Source organism: Polaromonas sp. P5_D5, assembly GCF_054049435.1.
On record NZ_JBFUMJ010000002.1, the window covers coordinates 547,819 to 572,004 of the forward strand.

The 24,186-nt window shown below is 62.7% G+C and carries 19 protein-coding genes; 11 read left to right on the forward strand and 8 right to left on the reverse strand.

Going from position 1 to position 24,186, the window contains the following annotated elements:
- Window positions 1–3 precede the first annotated feature (3 nt).
- On the forward strand, window positions 4–639 hold the full coding sequence (locus ACXJKE_RS09300) for a DUF6806 family protein (protein ID WP_457280301.1): 636 nt from the start codon (window positions 4–6) through the stop codon (window positions 637–639).
- Here the strand turns inward: ACXJKE_RS09300 and ACXJKE_RS09305 are convergent.
- Window positions 636–1,307, reverse strand: a complete 672-nt coding sequence (locus ACXJKE_RS09305) for a TetR family transcriptional regulator (RefSeq protein WP_457280302.1) — start codon at window positions 1,305–1,307, stop codon at window positions 636–638. The genes ACXJKE_RS09300 and ACXJKE_RS09305 overlap by 4 nt on opposite strands.
- Window positions 1,308–1,481: 174 nt before the next feature.
- Between ACXJKE_RS09305 and ACXJKE_RS09310 the strand changes: the two genes are divergently transcribed.
- From ACXJKE_RS09310 to oppF, 8 genes are all read left to right on the forward strand, one after another.
- A complete protein-coding gene (locus ACXJKE_RS09310) occupies window positions 1,482–2,759 on the forward strand; it encodes an efflux RND transporter periplasmic adaptor subunit (protein ID WP_457280303.1) in 1,278 nt (425 codons plus the stop codon).
- A gap of 12 nt (window positions 2,760–2,771) precedes the next feature.
- Window positions 2,772–5,951, forward strand: a complete 3,180-nt coding sequence (locus ACXJKE_RS09315) for an efflux RND transporter permease subunit (protein ID WP_457280304.1) — start codon at window positions 2,772–2,774, stop codon at window positions 5,949–5,951.
- On the forward strand, window positions 5,944–7,449 hold the full coding sequence (locus tag ACXJKE_RS09320) for an efflux transporter outer membrane subunit (RefSeq protein WP_457280305.1): 1,506 nt from the start codon (window positions 5,944–5,946) through the stop codon (window positions 7,447–7,449). Before ACXJKE_RS09315 ends, ACXJKE_RS09320 begins: the two co-directional genes overlap by 8 nt.
- A 611-nt stretch (window positions 7,450–8,060) precedes the next feature.
- The gene (locus ACXJKE_RS09325) at window positions 8,061–9,674 is read left to right on the forward strand and encodes a peptide ABC transporter substrate-binding protein (protein WP_457280306.1); all 1,614 of its coding nucleotides are present in this window, start codon (window positions 8,061–8,063) and stop codon (window positions 9,672–9,674) included.
- A gap of 165 nt (window positions 9,675–9,839) precedes the next feature.
- Complete coding sequence (gene oppB / locus ACXJKE_RS09330) at window positions 9,840–10,760, forward strand: oligopeptide ABC transporter permease OppB (protein ID WP_457280307.1); 921 nt, start codon at window positions 9,840–9,842, stop codon at window positions 10,758–10,760.
- Between the two features lie 12 nt (window positions 10,761–10,772).
- Entirely contained in the window at window positions 10,773–11,696 is a 924-nt protein-coding gene (locus ACXJKE_RS09335) for an ABC transporter permease subunit (protein WP_457280308.1), read from the forward strand.
- A gap of 8 nt (window positions 11,697–11,704) precedes the next feature.
- Window positions 11,705–12,709: an oligopeptide/dipeptide ABC transporter ATP-binding protein gene (locus ACXJKE_RS09340; RefSeq protein WP_457280309.1), complete on the forward strand. Its 1,005-nt coding sequence runs from the start codon at window positions 11,705–11,707 to the stop codon at window positions 12,707–12,709.
- A complete protein-coding gene (gene oppF, locus ACXJKE_RS09345) occupies window positions 12,702–13,688 on the forward strand; it encodes a murein tripeptide/oligopeptide ABC transporter ATP binding protein OppF (RefSeq protein WP_457280310.1) in 987 nt (328 codons plus the stop codon). Before ACXJKE_RS09340 ends, oppF begins: the two co-directional genes overlap by 8 nt.
- Window positions 13,689–13,754: 66 nt before the next feature.
- On the opposite strand, the gene ACXJKE_RS09350 is transcribed toward oppF, so the two are convergent.
- From ACXJKE_RS09350 to ACXJKE_RS09370, 5 genes are all read right to left on the reverse strand, one after another.
- Window positions 13,755–14,771, reverse strand: coding sequence for a YeiH family protein (locus tag ACXJKE_RS09350; RefSeq protein WP_457280311.1), 1,017 nt, complete (start codon window positions 14,769–14,771; stop codon window positions 13,755–13,757).
- A gap of 122 nt (window positions 14,772–14,893) precedes the next feature.
- A complete protein-coding gene (gene metC, locus ACXJKE_RS09355) occupies window positions 14,894–16,099 on the reverse strand; it encodes a cystathionine beta-lyase (protein ID WP_457280312.1) in 1,206 nt (401 codons plus the stop codon).
- Between the two features lie 26 nt (window positions 16,100–16,125).
- A complete protein-coding gene (locus tag ACXJKE_RS09360) occupies window positions 16,126–17,121 on the reverse strand; it encodes a Bug family tripartite tricarboxylate transporter substrate binding protein (RefSeq protein WP_457280313.1) in 996 nt (331 codons plus the stop codon).
- Between the two features lie 68 nt (window positions 17,122–17,189).
- Window positions 17,190–18,782, reverse strand: a complete 1,593-nt coding sequence (locus tag ACXJKE_RS09365) for a rhodanese-like domain-containing protein (RefSeq protein WP_457280314.1) — start codon at window positions 18,780–18,782, stop codon at window positions 17,190–17,192.
- A 58-nt stretch (window positions 18,783–18,840) separates the two neighbouring features.
- The gene (locus ACXJKE_RS09370; protein WP_457280315.1) at window positions 18,841–19,428 is read right to left on the reverse strand and encodes a hypothetical protein; all 588 of its coding nucleotides are present in this window, start codon (window positions 19,426–19,428) and stop codon (window positions 18,841–18,843) included.
- A gap of 131 nt (window positions 19,429–19,559) precedes the next feature.
- Between ACXJKE_RS09370 and ACXJKE_RS09375 the strand changes: the two genes are divergently transcribed.
- Together ACXJKE_RS09375 and ACXJKE_RS09380 are read left to right on the forward strand one after the other, a co-directional pair.
- On the forward strand, window positions 19,560–20,465 hold the full coding sequence (locus ACXJKE_RS09375; RefSeq protein ID WP_457280316.1) for a LysR substrate-binding domain-containing protein: 906 nt from the start codon (window positions 19,560–19,562) through the stop codon (window positions 20,463–20,465).
- 287 nt (window positions 20,466–20,752) lie between these two features.
- Entirely contained in the window at window positions 20,753–21,748 is a 996-nt protein-coding gene (locus ACXJKE_RS09380) for a Bug family tripartite tricarboxylate transporter substrate binding protein (RefSeq protein ID WP_457280317.1), read from the forward strand.
- A 79-nt stretch (window positions 21,749–21,827) separates the two neighbouring features.
- On the opposite strand, the gene murI is transcribed toward ACXJKE_RS09380, so the two are convergent.
- Together murI and ACXJKE_RS09390 are read right to left on the reverse strand one after the other, a co-directional pair.
- Window positions 21,828–22,631 (reverse strand): glutamate racemase, encoded by an 804-nt coding sequence (gene murI / locus ACXJKE_RS09385; RefSeq protein ID WP_457280318.1) that lies wholly within the window; start codon window positions 22,629–22,631, stop codon window positions 21,828–21,830.
- A complete protein-coding gene (locus tag ACXJKE_RS09390) occupies window positions 22,628–24,178 on the reverse strand; it encodes a fumarate hydratase (protein ID WP_457280319.1) in 1,551 nt (516 codons plus the stop codon). Before ACXJKE_RS09390 ends, murI begins: the two co-directional genes overlap by 4 nt.
- Window positions 24,179–24,186 lie beyond the last annotated feature (8 nt).

Genomic DNA, 24,186 nt, shown 5'->3' on the forward strand with positions numbered 1-24,186 from the left:
ATCATGTCCCGCTACAACACACCTTTTGAGATCCACGTCCACGGCGAAGTGCCATTGCGCGCGGACGTTAATTTTGAACAGCTGCAGGAGGCTCTCAAGCCACTGTGGAAATACACCGGCTCCAAGTCCCTGGCGGCCGGTGCTGCCAGCGCTTATGAGGAAGAGCCGGGCATCCGGTTCGACGCGCAAAAACATTTGCTTCAAATGTGCTGGACAGTCCCTGGCGACGAAGACTTTCGCCAGGCGCTCGACGAAATGTGCATGGGCCTGAACGACCTCGCTGAAGCGGGCGCTCCCATCGAAGTGACCTTCTACGACTCCGACTTTGACGAAGATGAAGGCGCAGACGAAGAGGAAGCCCGTGATGATTTCGCGATGTATTTTGTAGGTCCCACGCCGGCAGCGATCATGCAGGTGCAGCGCGATCTCCTGGTCCAGGACATGATCGGCCTGATGGAGCGCCACTTTGACGGATCAGAGCTCGGTGAGGTCGTTGCGGCCGTCGACAAGCTGTTCGAGCAGCGCTTTGATGCACTGGTGAACTCCATGCAACTCGGTAAACCGCCGCGCGGCCTGGGCGGACCCCAAGGTGGCTCCGGCCATGGCGGCGGTGGCCGCAAGCCCCGGCATTTGCACTAAGCCGGCTTGGGTGAGTCTGAGGCTGCGGGCGAGCCAGGAAAGCCGAGTCCCCGCAGGTAAACGTCTATCGCATGCTGGCCGACTTCCAGCAGGTCAAAAGCCCCCGGATCCAGCAGCCAGTTCTGTATCAGGCCATCGATCAGCGCATGCAGCCCCTGCGCCGCCGCTGAAGCCGGTGCAGGCAACTGGAGGCGCATTTGTGCAGCTGCCGCCTCTATGCTTTGCTGGATGCCGGATAAAAAACCACCGCGCACTGCCAGGTGACGCAGGCGAACCGCCTGGAGTTCTTCCACATATTCGACCTTCTGGGTCGCGACTTCAAAGACGCGCCGCGTTTGCGCGTCGGTCACAATTTGTCGCAGCGCGTTGGCAGTGGAGCGTCGTATCCTGTCCATCGGATTGAGGAAGTCCTCGCCCGGATGTTGCTGCGGGTCTATTTCCTGGTTGAACGAGTTCTCCATGGGCAGGGTAACCCGCTCCATCATGGCGTTGAACAGGTCTGCCTTGTCCTTGAAATGCCAGTAGACCGCACCGCGTGTGGCGCCTGCGCGGCGTGCAATGTCCTGCAAGCTCGTGCGTGAGACACCTTGAGCCTGAAATAGATGTTCAGCCGCATCCAGCAGCTTGTGCCGGGTCGCCATGGCTTCTTCTTTTGTCCGACGGGCCAATCCATGTCTCCTGCAAGTCAATTTAGCGGGTTGTCGTATACATTCACAAATGTATGTAAACTATATCACTCGTAAAAACCCTTATTCTTTTTGTTTTCGGCAAAACGATGACTTGCATCAAACGCCGCTCACATATTCCGCTTTCCGCTTTTTTCCCAAATTTTGAGGATCAGCATGCCCAAGTCTCGCATTGTCCATTCGCCTTTATTCTCCTCTTTTGCGCCATACCAGCCTCTCGTCCTGGTTGCTGCACTCACATTGTTCCTGGCCGGATGCGGCAAGGGTGCCGGTGCTCCCGGCGGGGCACCGCCTCCTGCGGAAGTGGGTGTGGTGACAGTTACCCAGGGTGACGTCGGTCTGGTGACCGAGTTGCCGGGCCGCCTGGAGGCTTCACGCGTGGCACAGGTCAGGGCCCGCGCGGCCGGTATCCTGCAAAAACGGCTGTTCCGTGAAGGCAGCGACGTAAAAGAAGGGCAGGCGCTGTTCACGATTGATCCCGCACCATATGCCGCCGCCGCCGCCAGCGCGAAAGCGGGCCAGGCGCGCGCTGAGGCCAACCTGGCGCAGGCCGCCGCATTGGCCGAGCGTTACAAGCCGCTGGTAGAGGCCAACGCCATCAGCAAGCAGGAATATGCCAACGCCGTTGCAGCGCAAAAGCAGGCGGAGGCCGACGTTGCTGTGGGCAAGGCGAATGTGCAGACAGCCAGCATCAACCTGAGCTACGCCGCAGTGACAGCCCCAATCTCGGGCCGCATTGGCCGTGCGCTGGTCACCGAAGGCGCTTTGGTCGGCCAAGGCGAGGCCACCCAGCTGGCTGTCGTCCAGCAGATCAACCCGATGTATGTGAACTTCACGCAATCCGCCCCTGAAATCATGAAGCTGCGTGCTGCCATGGAAAGTGGTCAGTTCAAACGTGCCACGGGCGCCGAAGCGGCCAGCGTGCGCATCGTGCTCGAAGATGGCACCGAATACGCCCGTCCCGGCCGCCTGCTGTTTTCCGACCTGACGGTCGACTCCACGACGGGGCAGGTGACCCTGAGGGCTGAAGTGCCCAATCCCGGGGGCCAGCTGCTTCCCGGCCTTTATGTGCGCGTACGCCTGGAGCAGGCGCAGGCCAGCAACGCCATCACCTTGCCCCAGCAAGCTGTCACGCGCACCGCGCAGGGCGACACTGTCATGGTGGTGGGCGACGATGGAAAAGTCAGCCCGCGTCCCATCAAGATCGGCTCCGCCAAGGGCAACCAGTGGGTGGTGCTCGACGGCTTAAAGACCGGCGAAAAAGTCATGGTGGACGGGTTCCAGAAACTGCAGCCGGGCGCACCGGTGAAGCCCGTGCCGTGGCAACCGGCCGGTGCGAAGCCGGCCGATGCGGCTTCCGCCCCCGCATCCGCCGCCTCCGGTGCGCAAGCTGCTGCGCCTGCTGCCTCCGCTGCTTCTGCAGCAGCGAAGTAAGGAGCCAACTACATGGCCAAGTTTTTTATTGATCGGCCGATCTTTGCCTGGGTGATCGCACTGTTCATCCTGGTGGTTGGCGGCGTGGCGATCACGCAGCTGCCGATAGCCCAGTACCCGCCGGTCGCGCCGCCTTCGATTGTCGTCAACACCGCCTATCCCGGCGCTTCTGCCCAGACGCTCGAAGACAGCGTGCTGTCGGTGATCGAGCGAGAGATGAACGGTTCACCCGGCCTGATCTACATGGAGTCGGTGGCGCAGGCCGACGGCTCCGGCAGCATCACGCTGAGCTTCGAGCCCGGCACCAACCCAGACCTGGCACAGGTGGATGTGCAGAACCGCCTGTCGCGCGCCTCACCGCGGCTGCCCGCCGCCGTCACGCAGCAAGGCGTTCGCGTCGACAAATCACGCTCCAACTTCCTGCTGTTCATTATGCTGTCGTCCGACAATCCCGCGCACGACCCCGTCGCGCTCGGTGATTACGCTTCGCGCAACATCGTGCCCGAGATCCAGCGTGTCAAAGGAATCGGCCAGGCCCAGCTCTTCGGCAGTGAGCGCGCCATGCGCATCTGGCTGGATCCGGCCAAGCTCACGGGCTTCAGCCTGTCGGCAAATGACGTTAACAACGCCATCCGCGCGCAAAACGCCCAGGTGTCGGCCGGCAGTATCGGCGACCGCCCCAATGTGGCGGGACAAGGCATTGCTGCCACCGTGGTAGTCACCGGCCAGCTTGCCAATGTCGAGCAGTTCGGCAACATTGTCCTTCGCGCCAATACCGACGGGTCGTCGGTGCGCCTTAAAGACGTGGCCCGCATCGAACTGGGTGGCCAGACGTATGCCACGTCGGCTCGCCTGAACGGCAAGACGGCGATCGGTATCGGTGTTCAGCTGGCACCCAGCGGCAACGCGCTTGCCGCTGCCAAGGCCGTTCGAACCAAGATGACCGAGCTCGAGCGCTATTTTCCGCAAGGCATGAAGTGGAGCATCCCCTACGACAGCTCGCGCTTTGTCAAGATTTCGATCTCCCAGGTTGCTGAAACATTGTTCGAGGCCGTAGCCCTGGTGTTCCTGGTCATGTTCCTGTTCCTGCAGAACTGGCGCTACACCATCATCCCGACCATCGTGGTGCCGATTGCACTGCTGGGTACTTTTGCCACCTTGCTGGCGCTCGGTTTCTCCATCAACGTGCTGACCATGTTCGGCATGGTGCTGGTGATCGGTATCGTCGTTGACGATGCGATCGTGGTCGTCGAAAACGTCGAACGCATCATGACCGAAGAGGGCTTGCCGCCGCTGGAGGCCACCCGCAAGGCGATGGGCCAGATTTCGGGCGCCATCATTGGCGTCACCGTGGTGCTGATTTCCGTGTTTGTGCCTTTGGCATTTTTCGCGGGCTCGACCGGCAACATCTACCGCCAGTTCTCCGCCGTGATGGTTTCGTCCATCGGCTTTTCCGCCTTCCTGGCCCTGTCCCTCACGCCGGCACTTTGCGCCACGCTGCTCAAGCCGGTTGAGGCTGGGCACCATCACGAGAAAAAGGGTTTTTTCGGCTGGTTCAACCGGGGGTTCTCGCGCACCGCAAAAAGCTATGAAAGCATGGTCGCGCGTATTCTCAAACGCGCCGCACGTTACCTGGTGATCTATGTGGCCATCATTGCCGCTGTGGCGGTGGTATACCTGCGTTTGCCCACATCCTTCCTGCCCAATGAAGACCAGGGCAACCTGCTGGTGAACGTGCAGTTGCCGCCGGGCGCAACTTACGAGCGCACGCTTTCGGTGATGGAAAAAGTCGAGGGTTTCATGCTCAAGCAGCCGGAAGTCGAAAGCATGGTCGGCGTGCTTGGCTTCAGCTTTTCCGGCCAGGGCCAGAATGCCGCGCTGGCGTTCGTGACGCTCAAGGACTGGAACGAGCGCGACGGCGAAGCGCATTCGGCCTCAGCGATAGCAGGACGGGCTTTCGGCGCCCTCATGGGTGTGCGTGATGCCTTCATCTTTCCGCTCAGCCCCCCACCCATTCCCGAACTGGGCACGGCCTCGGGCTTCAGCTTCCGCCTGCAGGACCGCGGCGGTGCGGGACATGATGCGCTTATCAACGCACGCAACCAGCTTTTGGGCATGGTTGCCAAGAGTCCGGTGCTCACACAAGTACGGCCCGATGGCCTGGAAGATGCGCCGCAGCTGCAGCTCGACATTGACCGCGACAAAGCCAATGCGCTGGGCGTGCCGTTTGACGCGATCAACGCGGTCCTGTCCACCTCGCTGGGTTCCAGCTATGTGAACGACTTCCCCAACCAGGGACGCCTGCAGCGCGTGGTGGTCCAGGCCGACGCGCCTTCGCGCATGCAGCCCGACGACCTGCTCCGGCTCAACGCCATCAACAGCCGCGGCCTGCCGGTTCCGTTGTCGTCGTTTGCCAGCACGCGGTGGATCAAGGGTGCCATGCAAACGGTGCGTTACAACGGCTACCCGGCCGTGCGTATCAGCGGCAGCGCTGCGCCAGGCTACAGCTCGGGCGCAGCGATGGCCGAGATGGAAAAACTCGCAGCGCAACTGCCGCAGGGCTTCGGTTTCGAATGGACGGGCCAGTCGCGCGAGGAAAAACTCGCAGGCGCGCAGGCCATGCTGCTCTACGGCTTTGCCATCCTCGCGGTGTTCCTGTGCCTTGCCGCCCTGTACGAAAGCTGGAGCATTCCGCTCGCGGTGATCCTGGTGGTGCCGCTAGGCGTGATCGGTGTGTTGCTGGCAACGCTGCTGCGCAGTTATTCGAATGACGTGTACTTCCAGGTGGGGCTGATCACCATCATCGGCCTGTCGGCGAAGAACGCGATTCTGATCATCGAGTTCGCCAAGGACCTGCAGGCGCAGGGTAAAGGTGTCATCGAGTCGGCGCTGGCCGCCGCGCATCTACGGTTCCGTCCCATCGTCATGACGTCGCTGGCCTTCGGCCTGGGCGTGCTGCCGCTGGTACTGGCTTCCGGCGCCGGCTCCGCGAGCCAGCGCGCCATCGGCACCGGCGTGATCGGCGGCATGATCACCGGCACGATCCTGGCGGTGATTTTCGTTCCGGTGTTCTTTGTGGTCGTGCGCGGCCTCTTCAAGGGCAGCGAGCGGCAAAACAGGATGTATTCGGAGCATGCCAAAGCAGCAGGCATCACCGGAGAAGAAGGAAGTGAGGGTAAAGCCCATGAATAAATCCAGCATGAAACCCAGGTTTCCGCAGCTTTTGGCGGTTGGTGCTGCGGCACTGCTGGCCGGCTGCTCGATGATCCCGAAGTATGAGCGCCCGGCTGCGCCTGTTGCAGACCAGTGGCCGGCTGTTTCCGGTTTCACCACCGGTTCCGCGAAGGCGCAGCCTGCTGCTACCGCACCGGCTCCGACTGTCGCTGCGGCCGACATCGAGTGGCAGGCTTTTTTCAGCGACCCCAAACTGCGGCAGCTGATCGAGGCCTCGCTGCGCAACAACCGCGACCTGCGCATTGCCGTGCTCAATATTGAGCAAGCCAGGGCCCAGTACCGGATCCAGCGTGCCGACCAGTTCCCCACGATCAATGCCGGCATCACCGGTTCGCGCCAGCCCAATGCCAACGGTAACGGCAGCATCACGAGCTCCTACACCGGCGGTTTGTTGATGCCGTCCTATGAGCTCGACTTTTTCGGCCGGGTCTCCAGCCTGAAGGAAGCGGCATTGGCGCAGTACCTGGCTACGGAAGAAGGTCGCAAGACGGCACAGATCAGCCTGATTGCGTCGGTGGCCAACACCTACCTCAGCCTGCTGGCCGACGAAGAACTGCTGGCCATCACGCAGCAGACGCTGGCTACACGGGAAGAGTCCTTCAAGCTCAGCAAGCTGCGCTTTGACAACGGCGTTGCTTCCGAGCTGGATTTCCGCCAGGCCGAGTCATTGACCGAAGCCGCCCGTGCATCGCTGGCCCAACTGGTGCGCCAGCGTGCGCTGGACCAGAACGCCCTGACCCTGCTGATCGGCCAGCCGCTCAGCGGTGACCTGGCGGTGGCCTTGCCTGCCGGCAAAGGTCTGGCCGACGCACCCATGATGGTGGACGTGCCGGCGGGGTTGCCGTCTGATTTGCTGGAACGCCGCCCTGACATCCGCCAGGCTGAGCAACAGCTGCTGTCTGCCAACGCCGACATCGGCGCTGCCCGTGCGGCTTTTTTCCCGCGCATCTCGCTCACGGCTTCTGCCGGCAGCGCCAGCTCGCACCTGTCGGGCCTGTTCAAGAGCGGATCCTACGGCTGGACGCTGGCGCCGCAGCTGATCCTTCCGCTTTTTGATGCAGGCCGTAACCGTGCCGGGCTGGATTCGGCCAACGCCGGGCGTGACATTGCCATCGCCCAGTACGAAAAGTCCATCCAGACAGCTTTCCGTGAAGTCGCCGATGCGCTGGCGGGCCGCGACACCCTGGGCGAGCAACTGCGTGCCCAGCAGGCGCAGGCCAATGCCGAGGCGACGCGTTTCAAGCTGGCTGATCTGCGCTACCAGAACGGTGTGGCCAGCTACCTGGACCAGCTCGATGCGCAGCGTTCGCTGTTCGCCGCACGTCAGGCGGTGGTGCAAACCCGGCTGGCCCAGCTGCAAAGCCAGGTCACGCTGTACAAGACCCTGGGTGGCGGCTGGAAAGAGCCGCCTGAGGAAGCCTTGAGCCTGAAGGCGTCCACCCAGCTCAGCCGCTGAGCGGGTGCGCGGCGCCTGAGGGTGTCCGCAGGGACCGGACACCCGTGTTACAAAATTGATAGCTGCTTGCGCCCATGGTTATTGGGCTGGCAGCTATTTTTGTATGAATTCTCACAAAAAGCAGGACAGCCGATTTTCTTCCGGTACCCAAAATTCAGGTGACTTGTGCCTGCAAGCCAATCATCATGGGCGCAAGCAGCTATCAAAACAATAGCAACCCTGCGGACACTCGCCATGGCGTCAGAAGGCGCCGCCGCTTCGCCGCCGGAATTGCGTGAAGGCTTGAGCCAGGCAGTGGCTCCAGCCGTGCCGCGATGCACGGCTTGAATCGCGGTACCTGCCCGTGCCCGGTGGCTGCCGCATCCTGTCGCCTCGCTCGTTCAATTGTGAGCAAGTGTTCCCTATGTATCCCCCTGACTTCCGCGCCACCCATGGCTTCGTGAAGGCACGTTAATTGCTGAAGGGTTACTCCCTACGGGGCCGCGTCTGGCGCGGCGGTATATTCGCGCCGACTGACAGGCAAACGGGGGCTCCTCTCACGAGAGGGCCCCGTTCCATCAACCATGGCGGGCCACAAGCCCGCCAATTTTCTATTCGGGAGTGCAACAGGCATGAACTCAAACTGGACGATGAAGGCGCTGACAAGCGCCGTGCTGCTGGCCTTGGCCGGCCTGGCGGTTGCGGCCACGGTGCCCGCGGGCGTGAAGCTGCACGAGACGCAGGAGCTGGTCCGCAACAATGGCTCCGAGCCTGAAACCCTGGATGCGGCACTGGCGACGGGCGTTCCGGCCAACAACGTGATCCGCGACATGTTCGAAGGGCTGGCTGCTGCCGACCAAAACGGCAAGATCGTCCCTGCCGTAGCGGAGAGCTGGAAGCAGGTCGACCCTCTGACCTGGGTCTTCAAGCTGCGCAAGAACGCCAAATGGTCCAACGGCGACCCGGTGACGGCTGAAGATTTCATCTACAGCATGCGCCGCTTCGTCGATCCGGCGACCGCCTCCAAATACGCTTCCACCTACGGCGTCTTCCTGCTCAATGCCAAAGAAATCATTGAAGGCAAGAAGCCCGTCACCGAACTCGGCGTCAAGGCCATCGATCCCTATACCCTGGAGATCAAGACGCCTTTCCCGGTCGGTTTTCTGCCCGAGGTCGTCTCCAATCCCCAGCTCGCGCCCTTGCATAAAGCCACGATCGAGAAATTCGGCAAAGACTGGACCCGGCCCGCCAACATGGTGAACAACGGCGCCTTCTCGCTGAAAGACTGGCAGGTCAACAGCAAGATCATCCTGGTCAAGAACCCGTCGTACTGGGACGCGAAGAATGTCCAGCTCACCAAACTCACCTATCTCTCTGTCGAAGACGGCAATGCCGATGTGAAGCTCTATGAGTCGGGCGAGAACGACTGGGTCTACCAGCTCCCGCCCGGCACCTTCGACAAGTACAAGGCGCAATACCCCAAGGAAATCCGCAACACCGACATGCTGGGCCTGCGCTATTACTCGCTCAACAATGCAGACCCGGCACTCAAGGACATCCGTGTGCGCAAGGCGCTGTCGATGGCGCTGGACCGCGACATCCTCGCGCAGCGCGTGACGGCCGACGGCCAGACCCCTGCTTACGGCGTGATCGTCAAAGGCACCTCGGGCGCCGACGTCACCTCTTACGATTGGGCCAAATGGCCCGCCGACAAGCGCATCGCCGAAGCCAAAAAGCTGCTGAAGGAGGCCAACCTTCCGGCCGGCACCAAGCTGAAGTTCTCCTACAACACCAGCGACTATCACAAGAAAATGGCCATCTTCGCGGCCTCGGAGTGGAAAACCAAGCTGGGCCTGGACGTTGAACTCGAAGCGATGGAGTTCAAGGTGCTCATCAAAAAGCGCACCGACAAGGATTACCAGATCGCCCGCAACGGCTGGATCGCCGACTACAACGACGCCACCACCTGGCTCACGCTGGTGCAGTGCGATTCTGACCAGAACTACCACAACAGCTGCAACCGCAAGGCCTCTGCGCTGATCGATGAAGGCAACCAGTCGATGGACCCGGCCAAGCGCAAGGTGCTGCTGACGCAAGCCGCAAAGATGATCATGGAAGACTATCCCATCATCCCTTTGCTGCAATACACCGTACCGCGGCTGGTCAAGCCTTATGTGGGTGGTTACTCGACCACCAACGCGCTGGACCGCTACCGTGGCAAGGACCTGTACATCATCAAGCATTGATGTCCGTCCGGGCAGGTGCCCTGTGTGCCTGCCTGTCCTTGATCTGCTTTTCACCGCCTTTCAATGTTTTTTCTGATGCCTCGCAGGTCTTTCAGGGCTAAGCTGTGCCTGGCCGACGCGCTCAGGCGCTCACACTGACATAGACCTAGCCCGGAGATATTCCCCATGTGGTCCTACACCTTCAGGCGCATCCTGGCGACGATTCCCACCTTGCTGGCCGTCGTCACCGTCTGCTATCTCCTGCTGCACGGCACGCCCGGCGGGCCTTTCGACGACGAACGCAAGGTGTCCGCTGCGGTGCTGGCCAACCTGCAGGCCAAGTACCACCTCGATCTGCCACTGTGGCAACAATACCTGTATTACCTCAACAGCCTGCTGCACGGCGACCTGGGCGCTTCGTTCCGTTATGCCGACTGGTCTGTCAATGAACTGGTGGCCAACGCGCTGCCGGTGTCCGCGGCGATAGGTGGGGGTGCCATCGTCATCTCCTTCTTTCTGGGTGTGTTCCTGGGCACGGTGGCCGCCGTGCGCCAGAACAGCGCGGTCGACTACCTCGTGATGCTGCTCGGCAACGCCGGGCATGTGTTTCCGTCGTTTGTGATCGGCCCAGTCCTGATTCTGGTGTTCGCCGTCTGGCTGAAGTGGGCGCCGGCCGGGGGCTGGAGCGATTTCGCCCCGCGTTTCATGATCCTGCCCATGCTGCTGCTGATCTTCATCAACGTGGCCACCATCGCGCGCGTCATGCGCGGCAGCCTGATTGAGGTGCTGCACAGCAACTTCATCCGCACTGCGCGCGCCAAGGGCCTGCCCATGCGCACCGTCATCCTGCGCCACGCCCTCAAGCCCGCGCTGTTGCCGGTGGTATCCGTCATGGGCCCTCTGGCGATCTCATCGATCACGTCGGCTATCGTGACCGAGTCGGTGTTCTCCCTGCCGGGCATCGGCAAGCTGATCGTCAATGGCGCCGCCAACCGCGACTACACGCTGGTACTGGGCCTCGTTGTACTGGTGACTGTGATCGCCGTTACGCTGAACCTGCTGGTGGACCTGGCCTACGCCTTGCTCGACCCGAAAATCCGGTACTGAGCAGGGATCTGCATGTTGTTTGAACAAAAAACCAGACAAGACCAGCTCGCCGCGGCTGTTGGCCAGACGCTGGCCGACGCCGAGATCCACGGCCGCAGCCCCTGGGCGGATGCGCGCGTACGCTTCATGCGCAACAAGGCCGCGGTGTTCAGCCTGTACCTGCTGGCATTCATCACGCTGTGTTGCATCGTCGGGCCCTGGCTGCTGCCGCATGCCTTCGATGCGGCCGACTGGGACGCGATGAGCCTGCCGCCCACGCTCAAGAATGCCCATTTTTTCGGCACCGACGAGTCGGGCCGCGACCTGCTGGTGCGCAGCCTGGTGGGCGGCCGCGTCTCGCTGCTGGTGGGTTTCCTGGCGACGCTGTCGGCCGTGACGCTGGGCATTGTGTGGGGTGCGACGGCGGGCTTCATAGGCGGCAGGGTAGATGCCTTCATGATGCGTGTCGTCGACATGATGTATGCCGTGCCTTACCTGCTGATCGCCATCCTGATGGTGACCATATTGGGGCGGGCCTTTTACCTGGTGGTGATCACCATCACGGTATTTTCCTGGATGAACATGGCACGCGTGGTGCGCGGCCAGACGCTGTCGCTGCGTTCCAAGGAGTTCATTGAAGCGGCCCGCGCGCTGGGTGTGCCCACGCGGCGCATCATCTTCCAGCACATTGTTCCCAATCTTCTGGGCATCGTCGCGATCTACACCACGGTCACCGTGCCGGCCGTGATCCTGGTCGAGTCCGTGCTGTCATTCCTGGGGCTGGGCATCCAGGAGCCCATGACAAGCTGGGGCGTGCTGATCCACGACGGTGCATCCGTCATGGAGGTCTCGCCCTGGATGCTGCTGTTTCCGGCGGGGATGCTCTCGCTGACGCTGTACTGCTTCAATTACATCGGGGACGGCCTGCGTGATGCGCTCGACCCCAAAGACCGCTGAGCCGCACCATGAGCCTGATTGAAGTCAATAACCTCGGGGTTCAGTTCCAGACCCAGGACGGGCTGATCTACGCCGTCAACGGCATCAACTTTTCGCTGGAGCGCGGCCAGACCCTGGGCATCGTCGGCGAGAGCGGTTCTGGCAAGAGTCAGAGCGTGCTGGCCATGATGGGGCTGCTCGCGGGCAATGGCAAAGCCACCGGCCAGGCCTTGTACAAGGGCCAGGATCTGCTGGCCATGAAGCCGGCCGAGCTCAACAAGATACGCGGCAACCGCGTCGCGATGATCTTCCAGGACCCGATGACTTCGCTGAACCCTTACCTGACGGTAGAGCGGCAGATGACTGAAGTGCTGCAGTTCCACAAGGGCCTGGACCGGAAGTCCGCCCGCGCCAGGTCGGTGCAACTGCTCGATGCGGTCAAGATCCCGGAAGCTGCCCGCCGTATCACCATGTACCCGCACGAGTTTTCGGGCGGCATGCGCCAGCGCGTGATGATCGCCATGGCCTTGCTCTGTGAGCCCGAAGTGCTGATCGCCGACGAGCCCACCACGGCGCTGGACGTGACGGTGCAGGCGCAGATCATCGCCTTGCTGCGCGACCTGCAGCGCGACTTTGGCACCGCAATTGTCATGATCACGCACGACCTGGGCGTGGTGGCCGGTCTGTGCGATGAAGTCATGGTGCTGTACGGTGGGCGGGTGATGGAGCAGGGCAGTGCCGACAGCATTTTTTATGGTGCCTCCCATCCGTATACCGTGGGCCTTCTGGGCGCCATACCGCGCCTGGACGCGGATGAGGAAGCGCTTGTGGCCATCCCCGGTGCACCGCCCAACATGGCGCGGCTTCCCAAGGGCTGCCCGTTCAGCGAACGCTGTACGCTGGCCAGTGACCAATGCCGTGACGTGATGCCCGCGTTGCTGCCGGCCACGCACAACCCGGCGGTGCTGAGGGCTTGCCACAAATCCAGCGAGGCTGTGTCTGAACTTGCGGCCAAGGGAGTCGTCCATGCGTGATGCATCTCAACCCATTTTGTCGGTGCGCGACCTGAAAGTGCACTTCAGGATCAAAAGCGGCGCCTGGCCCTGGTCGCCCGCCCGCACCCTGAAGGCCGTGGACGGCATTTCCTTCGACATCCATGCAGGCGAAACGCTGGGCGTGGTGGGTGAGTCGGGCTGCGGAAAATCCACCTTGGCGCGTGCCGTGCTGAACCTGATTCCTGCCACCGCCGGCAACATTGTGTGGATGGGGCAGGAAATGACCGGCGCCTCCCCCCGGGCCTGGCTGGGCGTCAGGTCAGACATCCAGATGATCTTCCAGGACCCGCTGGCTTCGCTGGACCCGCGCATGACCATCGCGCAAATCATTGCCGAACCTTTGCGCACGCATCGGCCGCGCATGCCCGAGGCCGAAGTGATGCAGCGCGTTAAAACCATGATGAGCCGCGTCGGCCTGATGCCGCAGCAGATCAACCGCTACCCGCATGAATTTTCAGGCGGCCAGTGCCAGCGCATCGGCATCGCCCGGGCGCTGATCCTGGAGCCCAAGCTCATCATCTGCGACGAGCCGGTGTCGGCGCTGGATGTCTCGATCCAGGCGCAGATCATCAACCTGCTCAAGGCCCTGCAAAAGTCCATGGGCCTGGCGCTGATCTTCATCGCGCATGACCTGGCGGTTGTCAAACACATCAGCGACCGCATCCTGGTGATGTACCTGGGGCATGAAATGGAAGTGGCGAAAAAGAAAGCGTTGTATGCCGCGCCGCGCCATCCCTACACGCAGGCGTTGCTCTCGGCGATCCCGATTCCCGATCCGGCGCTGGAGCGAAAGAAGGTGATTCAGTTGCTGCAAGGCGACCTGCCGTCGCCCATGTCGCCGCCCTCGGGATGCGTGTTTCGAACGCGCTGCCCGCAGGCCATCGCGCGTTGCGCCGAAGAGGTGCCCGAGCTTCGCCGCCTGGACGACCAGACTGAAGCGGCTTGCCTGCTGGCTTGAGGGATTTTATGGCTGCGACCTAATCAGGGCGGGCGCGAGCAGCTATCAAAACTATAGCGATCTGGTTCAGGCCCGAAGAACGCAGAGGTAGGCGGCGAACACCGCGGCGAGCCACACGGTTTCTACCAGCATCAACGCCATGGGCCGCCAGCCCAGCCGCACCAGTTCCTCGAACGAGGTTTTAATGCCCAGCGCTGAAATGGCAATCACCAGGCAGACCCGGGAGACATGACCCAGTGCGTCTGTGAGTTGCTGCCTGACCAGGCCCGCACTGTTGAGCAGCACCAGCACCATGAAGCCCACCAGGAAAAAAGGCAGCAGAGGTGCGCGCTGTCCTGCACCGCCTGGCGTGCTGGCCTGCTTCCGCCAGTAGTACGCCAGCACTGCCACCACCGGCACCAGCAGCGTGACACGGAACAGCTTGACGATCACCGCCACATCGCCGGCATCATGGGAAATCATCAGGCCTGCACCCACCACTTGCGCCACGTCATGGATCGTGCCGCCCAGAAAGATGCCGGCGCTGGTTTCGTCCAGGCCCAGCACCTTGACCAGCAAGGGGTAGACCACCATTGCCAGCGTCGACAAGCCTGTTACGCCGACCACGGTGAGTAGCGTGTGGCGCTCGTTCTCCTCGGTTTTCGGCATGACGGCCGCAACCGCCAGTGCCGCCGACGCGCCGCAGATGGACACGGCTGCACCGCAGAGCAGGCCGAAGTCGGTGGCAAGGCCCAGGCGCCGCGCCAGCCAGGCGCCCAGTGCAATGGTGCTGGCAACCCCCAGCAGGGCGGTGGCCAGCGGACCGATGCCGAGCTGGCCGATTTGCGCCAGCGTGATGCGCGCGCCCAGCAGGGCTACACCGATGCGCAGCAGGGTTTTGGCGCAGAACTCAATGCCGGGTCGGCAGCGTTCGTCCTGGTGCAGGAAGTGAAAGGCCAGACCGAACAGCAGGGCGTACAGCAGTTGTGGGCCGCCGTAATGTTCAGAGACAAAGGTAGCGGCCAGCATGATGAGCAGCGGCGAGGCGATGCCCGGCCAGAGGCTGCGGGTGCGTTGGAGCCAAAGGTATGCGTTGCTGGGCATGGTGATGCAAACCGGAAGGAAAAAGGCAGGCAAGGGCCGCCGCAGAGGGCGGATGAAATCGAATGGGGGAGAGGAAAGGGGCTGGGGGTGATGCGAAGGGCAAGGGCGCAGAGGTAAAACCCTCAGGCCGCCAATGCGGCAAACCCCTGCTGCAAGTCGCTCACCAGGTCGGCCGGGTCTTCCAGCCCGATGTGCAGGCGCACGATCTGGCCGTGGCCCGACCAGTCGGTCACGCTGCGGGCACCGCGCATGTTGGTCAGCGTGACCAGGCTTTCATAGCCGCCCCACGAAGCGCCCAGGCCGAACAGCCGAAGGCCGTCGATCAGCCGCTCGGCGGCGGTCTGGTCGAAGGCGGGCTGAAGCTCGAAGGACAACAGGCCGTTGGTGCCCTTGCAGTCGCGTTGCCAGATGGCGTGGCCTGGATGGCCGGGCAGGGCCGGGCAGAACACGGTCGCCACTTCACTGCGTGTTTGCAGCCAGGCAGCCACCTTCAGGGCACCGCGTTCATGCAGGGCCAGGCGCGCGGCCATGCTGCGTGTGCCGCGCAGCACCAGGTAGGCATCGTCGGGGCTTACCGTCATGCCGAAGGCATCGCTGCGTTCGTTCAGCGCCTGCCAGGCGGCTTGCGTGGTGGCTACGGTGCCCATCATCACGTCGGAGTGGCCCGACAGGTATTTGGTGGCCGCCATGATGGACACGTCGGCGCCCAGCGCCAGCGGCCGGTACTGGTAGCCGGAGCCCCAGGTGTTGTCGGCCACCAGCAGCAGGCCGCGTGCACGGGCGATGCCGGCCAGGCGCGGCAGGTCGCACATTTCATACACCAGCGAACCCGGGCATTCGGCATAAATCATGCGCGTGCCGGCCTCGATTTTTTCTTCCACGTCGCTGCCGTCGGCCGCGAAGAAAGTGCAGCGGATGTTGTAGGGCGTGAGGAAGGACTCCACCAGCTTGCGCGCCGGTTCGTAGACGCTGTCCGACATCAGCAGGTGGTCACCGGGCTTGAGGTAGGACAACAGCGTCATCGCGATGGCGGCCAGGCCTGTGGGAAAGAGCCGGGTGCGCCAGGCGCCTTCCAGCTCGCTGACCATGTCTTCCAGTGCGTAGTTGGTCGGGTTGCCGCGCGCCCCGTAGGTGAACACGCGCTCATCGCCGCGGCGCAGGCGCATCTCGCGCTGGTGCGCTGTGTTGTCAAACAGTACGGTGCTGGCGCGCACCACGGCCGGGTTGACCGGCCGGCCTCCGTCATAGGCCGGCTGCTTGCCGGCGTGGACCAGGCGGGTCAGGGGTGACGCACTGGGTGCGGTGGCCGGTGGTGTTTTTTTGCTCATGTCGGGGCGGTTTGATGAATCCGGGGTCAGTCTAGCTTGGCGCCCGAGAGCTTGACGACGCGCGACCAGCGGGCAATGTCCGCCTTGAGCTGCGCGGCAAAAGCCGCCGACGTGTTGCCCACCACTTCGCTGCCGCCGTCGGTGATCAGCTTGCTGACTTCCGGCGACTTGAGCGAGCGCACGATGCTGTCGTGCAGGTAAGCCACGCGTTCGGGTGGCGTGCCCGCCGGTGCGAAGAAACCGTACCAGTCTTCAAAGGTCGTGTTCTTGTAGCCCAGCTCTTCCAGTGTCGGTACCTTGGTGAACACGCCGATGCGGCGCGGGCTGGTGACGGCCAGGGCGCGCATCTTGCCGTTCTGGATGAAACTGGACACCGAGGCGGTGGAAGTGATGAGCACGTCCACCTGGCCGCCCAGCAGGTCGGTGATGGCCGGCGCCGCGCCCTTGTAGGGCACGTGGGTCATGCTGATGGCGCTGTCTTTTTCCAGAACCACGCCGACGAGGTGCGAGAGTGTGCCATTGCCGGGCGTGGCATAGGTAACTCGACCGCCTGCGACTTTGGTCTGCGCGGCGAGGTCGGCAAAACTTTTCAGGGGCGAGTTGCTGGCCACTACCAGCACCAGCGGTGCGGCATTGATCTGGGTGATGGGCAGGAAGTTTTTCAGCGGATCGAACCCCGGCGAGGCATACAGCGAGGGATTGACGGCCATCAACGAGACCTGGCCCGTGAGCACTGTGTAGCCGTCTGGCTTGGCGTCGGCCACGGCCTTGGCGCCTATGTTGCCGCCGGCGCCGCCGCGATTGTCGACGATGGCGCTCTGTCCGGTGATGTCGGACAGTCGGCTCGTCACGAAGCGCGTCGTGGCGTCATTGCCGCCGCCGGCCGGGAACGGCGACACAAACTTGATGGCCTGGTTCGGGAAGCCGCCGACCTGCGGCATGGGTTGGGCTGAGGCGCCGCCGTGTACGTAGAGGAGGGCGCAGCACAGCGAGGCTGCGGTCAATTTCAGTTTGGCAAGCATGGGGGCTCCTGAATGAATTGGGGCAAAAGATGAATAAAAAAATGAGGCGGCGCGGGGCCAAATCGGTATTACGCGGGGTGGGTGGCCGCGGCATCGGGCAAGTGAAATGCGTTCAGTTCCAGTGCGTCGAGCTGCCCGATCAGGTTCACTTCCCAGGCCAGGTACTGGCGGGCAGCTTCCTTGTTGCCGTCGTGCCGGTCATGCACGAAGAACAGGTAGTCGATGCAGTCGCTGTCGGCGGGAATGTTGTCAGTGGCCTGCAGCGCAAAGCCGGCGGCGCGCCAGGCGTCGAGGCCGCCTTCGAGCAGGCTGGCTTTCAGGCCCAACGCCTGGAGGTCAACGGCCGCGCAGGCGGCCGCAGCGGGCTCGTCGGCAACCAGCACCACCGGGCGGTGTTCACCGGCCAGAGCCTGTGCCAGGCGTGGGCGGATGGACCAGCGTGTACCCGCGATATGGTTTTGGCGAAACTGCATGCTGGGACGCAGGTCGATGGCGACCACGGTGCCATCGGCCAGCCCGGCCGACAGGGCCTGCGCGGTGGTGGCGGGCAGCGCGGGCAGGGCCACGGGCGCCGTGGCGGGCAGCGCCAGGCCACTGGCCAGGCCCTGGTCCAGCACGCTGGCGTCGTGGCCCAGCTGGCGCAGCCAGCTGGCGACCGTCAGCGCGCGTATGCCGTCCGTATCAAACAGCACCAGCCGGGCCTGGCGCACGCCCACATACTGGTCGGTGGCCTGGATCAGCTGGCCGCCCGGCGTGTGCTGCGCGCCGGGCAGGCTGCCGCGTGCAAATTCTTCGGGGCTGCGGACATCGCACAAAAAGAGCGTGCGCTGCGCGTCGCCGGCCCAGCCGCGTACAGTCTGTGCGTTGACGACAGGTACATCGAAACGCTTTGCCAGCGCCTGGGCTGCCGCGCGCATGCCGGCGGGCTCTGTGGGCTGGGCCGAGTCCTTGTAGCGGCGCGTGCCGCCGTGCTCGAGTTTGAAGTCTGCCAGGTACCAGCCCTGGGTACCGTTTTCCAGCGCCGATACGGGGTTGCGCAAGCCGAGGTTGATCAGCGTTTGCGCGCCGATGATACTGCGCGTGCGGCCTGCGCAGTTGATCACGATGTGCGTGCTTTCGCTGGGGACCAGGTCACGGATGCGCAGGGCCAGCTCGCCGTTCGGGCAACTGATCGCCGTCGGGATGTTCATCTTGCGGAACTCCGAAAACGGCCGACCGTCGAGCACCACCACGTCGTCTTGCCGCTCCAGCATGGCTGCAAGTTCAGTCGCACTGACGCGGGGCGTGTGATAGACCTGCTCGGCCAGTTCGCCGAAAGTTTTGGACGGCACGTTGACGCCGGCAAACAACGGGAAGCCAGCGACTTGCCAGCCGGCTGTGCCGCCCTGCAGCACCTGCACATCGCTGTAGCCGAGTGCACTGAAGCGGCGCGCGGCCAAAGGCGCTGCGCCGCTGCCGTCGTCGTCATACACCACCAGCCGCACACTGCGGCGCGGCGCCAGGCGCGGTGCGTCCAGCTCAAGCCGGCTGTAGGGCAGAGGGATGCCGTAAAACAAATGCGACTGGCCGTACTGGCCGTGCTCGCGCACATCAAACAGGGCGATTTCCGCGCCGTCGTGCAGCCAGGCTTTCAGCGTGGCCGCGTCTACAAAACGTGTCATGGGATAGGGGGCGTGTAGGTTCGGAAATTCAGGGAAGGGGGTAAGGGCGCGCGGGTGTTCAGCGGCGCGTCTGCACGCCGATGCCCATGGTTTCGTACGTACCTTTTTCCAGGTCGTAGCCGGTGCGCGTGTTCAGCGTTTCAAGCGCGCGGCCATACATGTGCAAGTGGCGTATCACCTGGCCGGCCGGAATCTCCACCGAATGGATGTCTTCGGGCATCAGGGCGATGCCCGTGCCGGGCTCGACCACGACGGAGTTGACCTCTTTGAGCTGCGCCTTGCCCGGCACTGAGCCATCGTCCTGGCGTTCGTACACGCGGTTGATCTCGGAGCCTTCCACGGCACTGATGCAGGCCCAGGTCGTATGGTTGTGCGGCACGATGCGTTTGCCGGGACGCATCACGTTGAGGTAAAGCGCGAAGCTCTGGTCGGCGTCTTCAGCGATCAGGTAGCGCGCCTGCAGTTCGGGGCTTTCGGGCGCAGCGAAATCCGTAGCGTTCCACAGCTCCTTCTGGCCGGCCAGCTGGTTCAGGACCGCGAGCACTTTGGCCAGCGACTGGCGATTTGCTTCGCCGCTCCCAACAATAATCTTAATGTTTTGAATGGCGGCGCCAACTACCTGGTTGCGCTCGGCTGCTGCGGTCATGGGCATCTTCCTGAGTGAGGTTTTGGGTTTACTTGGCCTAATATAGTCAACTCGTATTTCTGAAACAACTCAGAAATAGAGATAAATACATTAGCATTTGTAATAAGTAGATATTTGCAAAACGCCTGGAAATGAAAACCCTTGATCTGGAATTGCTGCGAGCGCTGGTGGCCATCGACGAGCAGGACAGCTTTGCCAGCGCCGCCGTGCAGCTGGGCAAAACACAGTCGGCGGTGACGCAGCAAATGCAGCGGCTGGAAGACCAGATCGGCCACCCGCTGTTTGAAAAGCATGGGCGCCAGAAGCGCCTGACGCCGCATGGGTTAAAGCTGCTCGGTTATGCGCGCCACCTGCTGGCCATCAATGACGATGCCTTGCGCAGCCTGCAGCAAGGCAACCTGGAGGGTGTACTGCGCATAGGCGCGCCGCACGACGTGGCCGACACCATGCTGCCGACGCTGCTGGCACAGGTGGCGCGTGCTTCGCCGCTGTTGCAGCTAGACATCCATGTGGGGCGCAGCCCTTTCCTGATGGAATCCCTCAAGCGCGGCGAGATCGACATGACTATCTCCAACCGCAACGACCCGGCACTCGACGGCGTGGTGCTGCGTACCTCACCCACGGTATGGTTGTGCTCAGCCAGCTACGTACATGACCGCGCCAAGCCGGTGCCGCTGATCCTGGTGGAGGGCCCCAGCGTATTTCACAGGCTGGCACGCGAGGCGCTGGACGCTGCCGGAATTCCCTGGTCGCCGAGCTATACCGCTTCCAGCCTGATCGGCATCAAGGCTGCACTGCGTGCGGGTTTGGGTGTGACTGCGCGCGGCATCGAGATGGCGGGCAGCGACCTGCGCGTGCTGGGCGAAAACGATGGACTGCCGCGCTTGCCTGAGCTTGATTACTACCTGTTCGTTCGAAAGAATGTCATTAACCCGGTGACACGCAAGGTGTTCGAGATGCTGAAATCCAACCTCGGTTTGATTCGCAGCGCGGCGGACCCGGCTATCCCTGCCGCGCGTGCTGATCGGGAAATTTAAGCAGCGTCGGGAAAAATAAACGGCCAGAATTCCGGCGGAAAACGTATCCACGATGCACTGCAGACTTTTTAATTACTTTGCTAAAAATAATCGCGTGTGAATTTTCGGTGTCGCGAGATCACAAAAAATAAACGCGCGAAAAACGTTGGACGCGAGCCACATGTAGCGGTTGTATCTGCGTGGTAACACGGTGCATGCGTCATCCGCGGTGTACGCTCGCCGGACGCTGACGATGCCCACGAGGAGGTGGGGTTGTCTCGCGTATCCGATCAATGCAAGGAGAGTTCATGTCAGTTTCAACATTCCCCATCAAGCGGCGCACGCTGCTTGCTGGTTCCGCAGCCACCCTGGCGCTTGGCGCTGCGCCCGCATGGGCTGCCTACCCCGACAAGCCCATCAAGATCATCGTTCCCTGGGCAACGGGCGGTAGCACCGATGCCATTACCCGCGTGCTGGCACAGCGGCTGAGCGAAGGGCTGAAGCAACCCGTGATCGTCGACAACAAGCCGGGTGGCGCGGGCCACGTCGGAATTGACCAGGCCGCCAAGTCGGCACCCGATGGCTATACGCTGGCGATCGTGGAGTTGTCGCACGTGTACGCGCCCGCAGTTGTTGCCAACCTGCCTTACGACATGCTGCGCGACTTCACGCCGATCACGCTGGTGGGTACATCGCCCATGGTGCTGTTTACCGGCATGGGTCCCGAAAACAGCGACTTCAAGACTTTCCTGAAAACTTCTTCGACCACCAAGGGTGGGCCCCCTGCCATGGCGAACAGCGGCACAGGGTCTATCAGCCACCTGGTGGGTGAGCTGTTTTCCCAGGAAACCAAAATCAAGTTCAACATGGTGCCTTACCGCGGCGGCGCGCCGGCGATGGTTGACCTGGCTGCCGGCCAGGTGTCCTCTTACTTCGCCACGCTGGCGACCGGCTCCAGTCTCATGGCCGCCGGAAAGGTCAAGGCGCTGGCGGTGACGGGCCGCAAGCGCTCGGACGTCCCCATCCTGCGCTCCTTGCCGACGATGACTGAGCTCGGCTTGAAGAACATGGATGTGGCGCAGTGGTGGGCGCTTGTTGCGCCAGCGACCACGCCGCTTGAAGTCACCGAGCGGCTTCGCCTCGAACTCCTGAGTGCGATGTCGGATTTCAAGGTGGTGGAACGTATGTCTGCTTTGGGCGTGGAAATGAAAGGTACTTCACGCGACCAGTTGCGTGGATTCCTTCGGGCGGAGTCGGAGCGCTGGCGCACCCTGGCGCGTAACGTGGGACTGAAGCCGCAATAACTTCAGTTGCTTCAACGGATTCGGCTCATCACTGAGTCGATGAGTACCAGCGCCGGCGAGTCCAGCCGGCGCTGTGGTGCTATAGCTGCAGGCCCAGCCAGCGTCGTGCGGCTGCGTTCAGCGACTCCTGCAGACCCGTTGTCAGCAAAGTGATGTGGCCGGGTGCGTCGCCTTGCCGCAACTGCCCGGCGGCTTCGAGCAAACGGCGGGTCTGCCGCGCGACCGGCTCGCCGGTCTCGATCAGGCGGACGTCGGTGCCCACCATTTTCTGCAGTGTGTCCCACGCGAAGGCGTAATGCGTGCAGCCCAGCACCAGAGTATCGACCTGCCCGGCTTGGCCGCCGAAGGGTCCGATCGCTTGCGTGTATTCACGGCATAAAGCACTGATCTGCGCAATATCATGGTTCTGGATCGCATCGGCCAGCCCGTCGCACGGCTGCAGGATGAACTCGGCCTGGCCTTTCAGCGAATCGTGCAGCGCGCGCAGCTTGGCGCTTGCCACCGTGCCGCGCGTCGCCATCACGCCGATGCGGCGTGTCTTGCTCAACGCGACGGCCGGCTTGAGTGCCGGTTCGACGCCGACCAGCGGCAGGTCAGGGTGCTCGGTTCGTACGAGGTGAACGGCGGCCGCCGTCGCGGTATTGCACGCGATCACCAGTGCCTTGATCGCATGCTCTTCGCGCAATTTGCGCACGACGGCACGCGTGCGCTCAATGACAAAAGCGTCGCCGCGCTCGCCATAAGGCGCGAAGCCCGCGTCGGCCAGGTAGACGAAGGACTCCACGGGCAATTCGGCCCGCAATGCCTTGAAGACGCTAAGGCCACCCACGCCGCTGTCGAACACGCCGACCGGCCGGTCGGCGCCGGCATGGCCTCCGCTCACGCGGCTGCGACGGGAATGTTTTTGAACTCGCCGGTGGCGATTTTCTTTTGCCACTCGGCTGGGCCGGTGATGTGCGCGCTGGTGCCGCCCGCATCCACCGCCACGGTCACCGGCATGTCGACCACGTCGAATTCGTAGATCGCTTCCATGCCCAGATCGGCAAAGCCCACGACCTTGGCGGTCTTGATGGCCTTGCTGACCAGGTAGGCAGCGCCGCCGACAGCCATCAGGTAGGCGCTCTTGTGCTTCTTGATGGCTTCGATGGCAACCGGGCCGCGCTCGGACTTGCCGATCATCGAGATCAGGCCGGTCTCAGCCAGCATCATTTCAGTGAAACCGTCCATGCGGGTGGCGGTGGTCGGGCCGGCAGGTCCTACGGCTTCATCACGCACCGGATCAACCGGGCCGACGTAATAGATGACGCGGTTGGTGAAATCAACCGGCAGCTTTTCGCCCTTGCCCAGCATGTCCTGGATACGCTTGTGCGCTGCGTCACGGCCGGTTAGCATCTTGCCGTTGAGCAGCAGGGTCTGGCCGGGCTTCCAGCTGGCAACTTCTTCTTTGGTCAGCGTATTGAGATCGACCTTCTTGCTCTTCTTGTAGTCGGGCGTCCAGTTCACGTTGGGCCAGAGGTCCAGTGAAGGCGGGTCCAGATAGACCGGGCCGCTGCCGTCCATCACGAAGTGCGCGTGGCGTGTGGCAGCGCAGTTGGGAATCATCGCGACGGGCTTGCTGGCGGCGTGCGTCGGGTACATCTTGATCTTGATGTCCAGCACGGTGGTCAGGCCGCCCAGGCCCTGCGCGCCTATGCCCAGCGCGTTGACCTTCTCAAACAGTTCAAGGCGCAGCTCTTCGGTCTTGGTCATCTTGGCGCCCGAAGACGATTTGGCTTGCAGCTCATACATGTCCAGGTCGTCCATCAGGCTTTCCTTGGCCATCAGCACGGCTTTTTCGGCGGTGCCGCCAATGCCGATGCCCAGCATGCCGGGCGGGCACCAGCCGGCGCCCATGGTGGGCACGGTTTTGAGCACCCAGTCGACCACCGAATCGCCGGGGTTGAGCATGACCATCTTGCTTTTGTTTTCGCTGCCGCCGCCTTTGGCCGCCACGGTCAGGTCGATCTTGTTGCCGGGCACCAGCTCGGTGAAGATCACGGCCGGTGTGTTGTCCTTGGTGTTCTTGCGGTCGAACTGCGGGTCGGCCACCACCGAGGCGCGCAGGGTGTTGTCAGGGTGGTTGTAGCCGCGCCGCACGCCTTCGTTGATGGCGTCGTCCAGGCTGCCGGTAAAGCCTTCCCAGCGAACGTCCATGCCGACTTTAAGGAACACGTTGACGATGCCGGTGTCCTGGCAGATCGGGCGCTGGCCGGTCGCGCTCATCTTGCTGTTGGTGAGGATCTGTGCAATCGCATCCCTGGCGGCCGGGCTTTGCTCGCGCTCATAGGCTCGCGCCAGGTGGGCGATGTAGTCGGTGGGGTGGTAGTAGCTGATGTACTGCAGGGCAGCGGCTACGGATTCGATGAGGTCGGCTTGCTTGATCGTGGTCATGGTGGGTC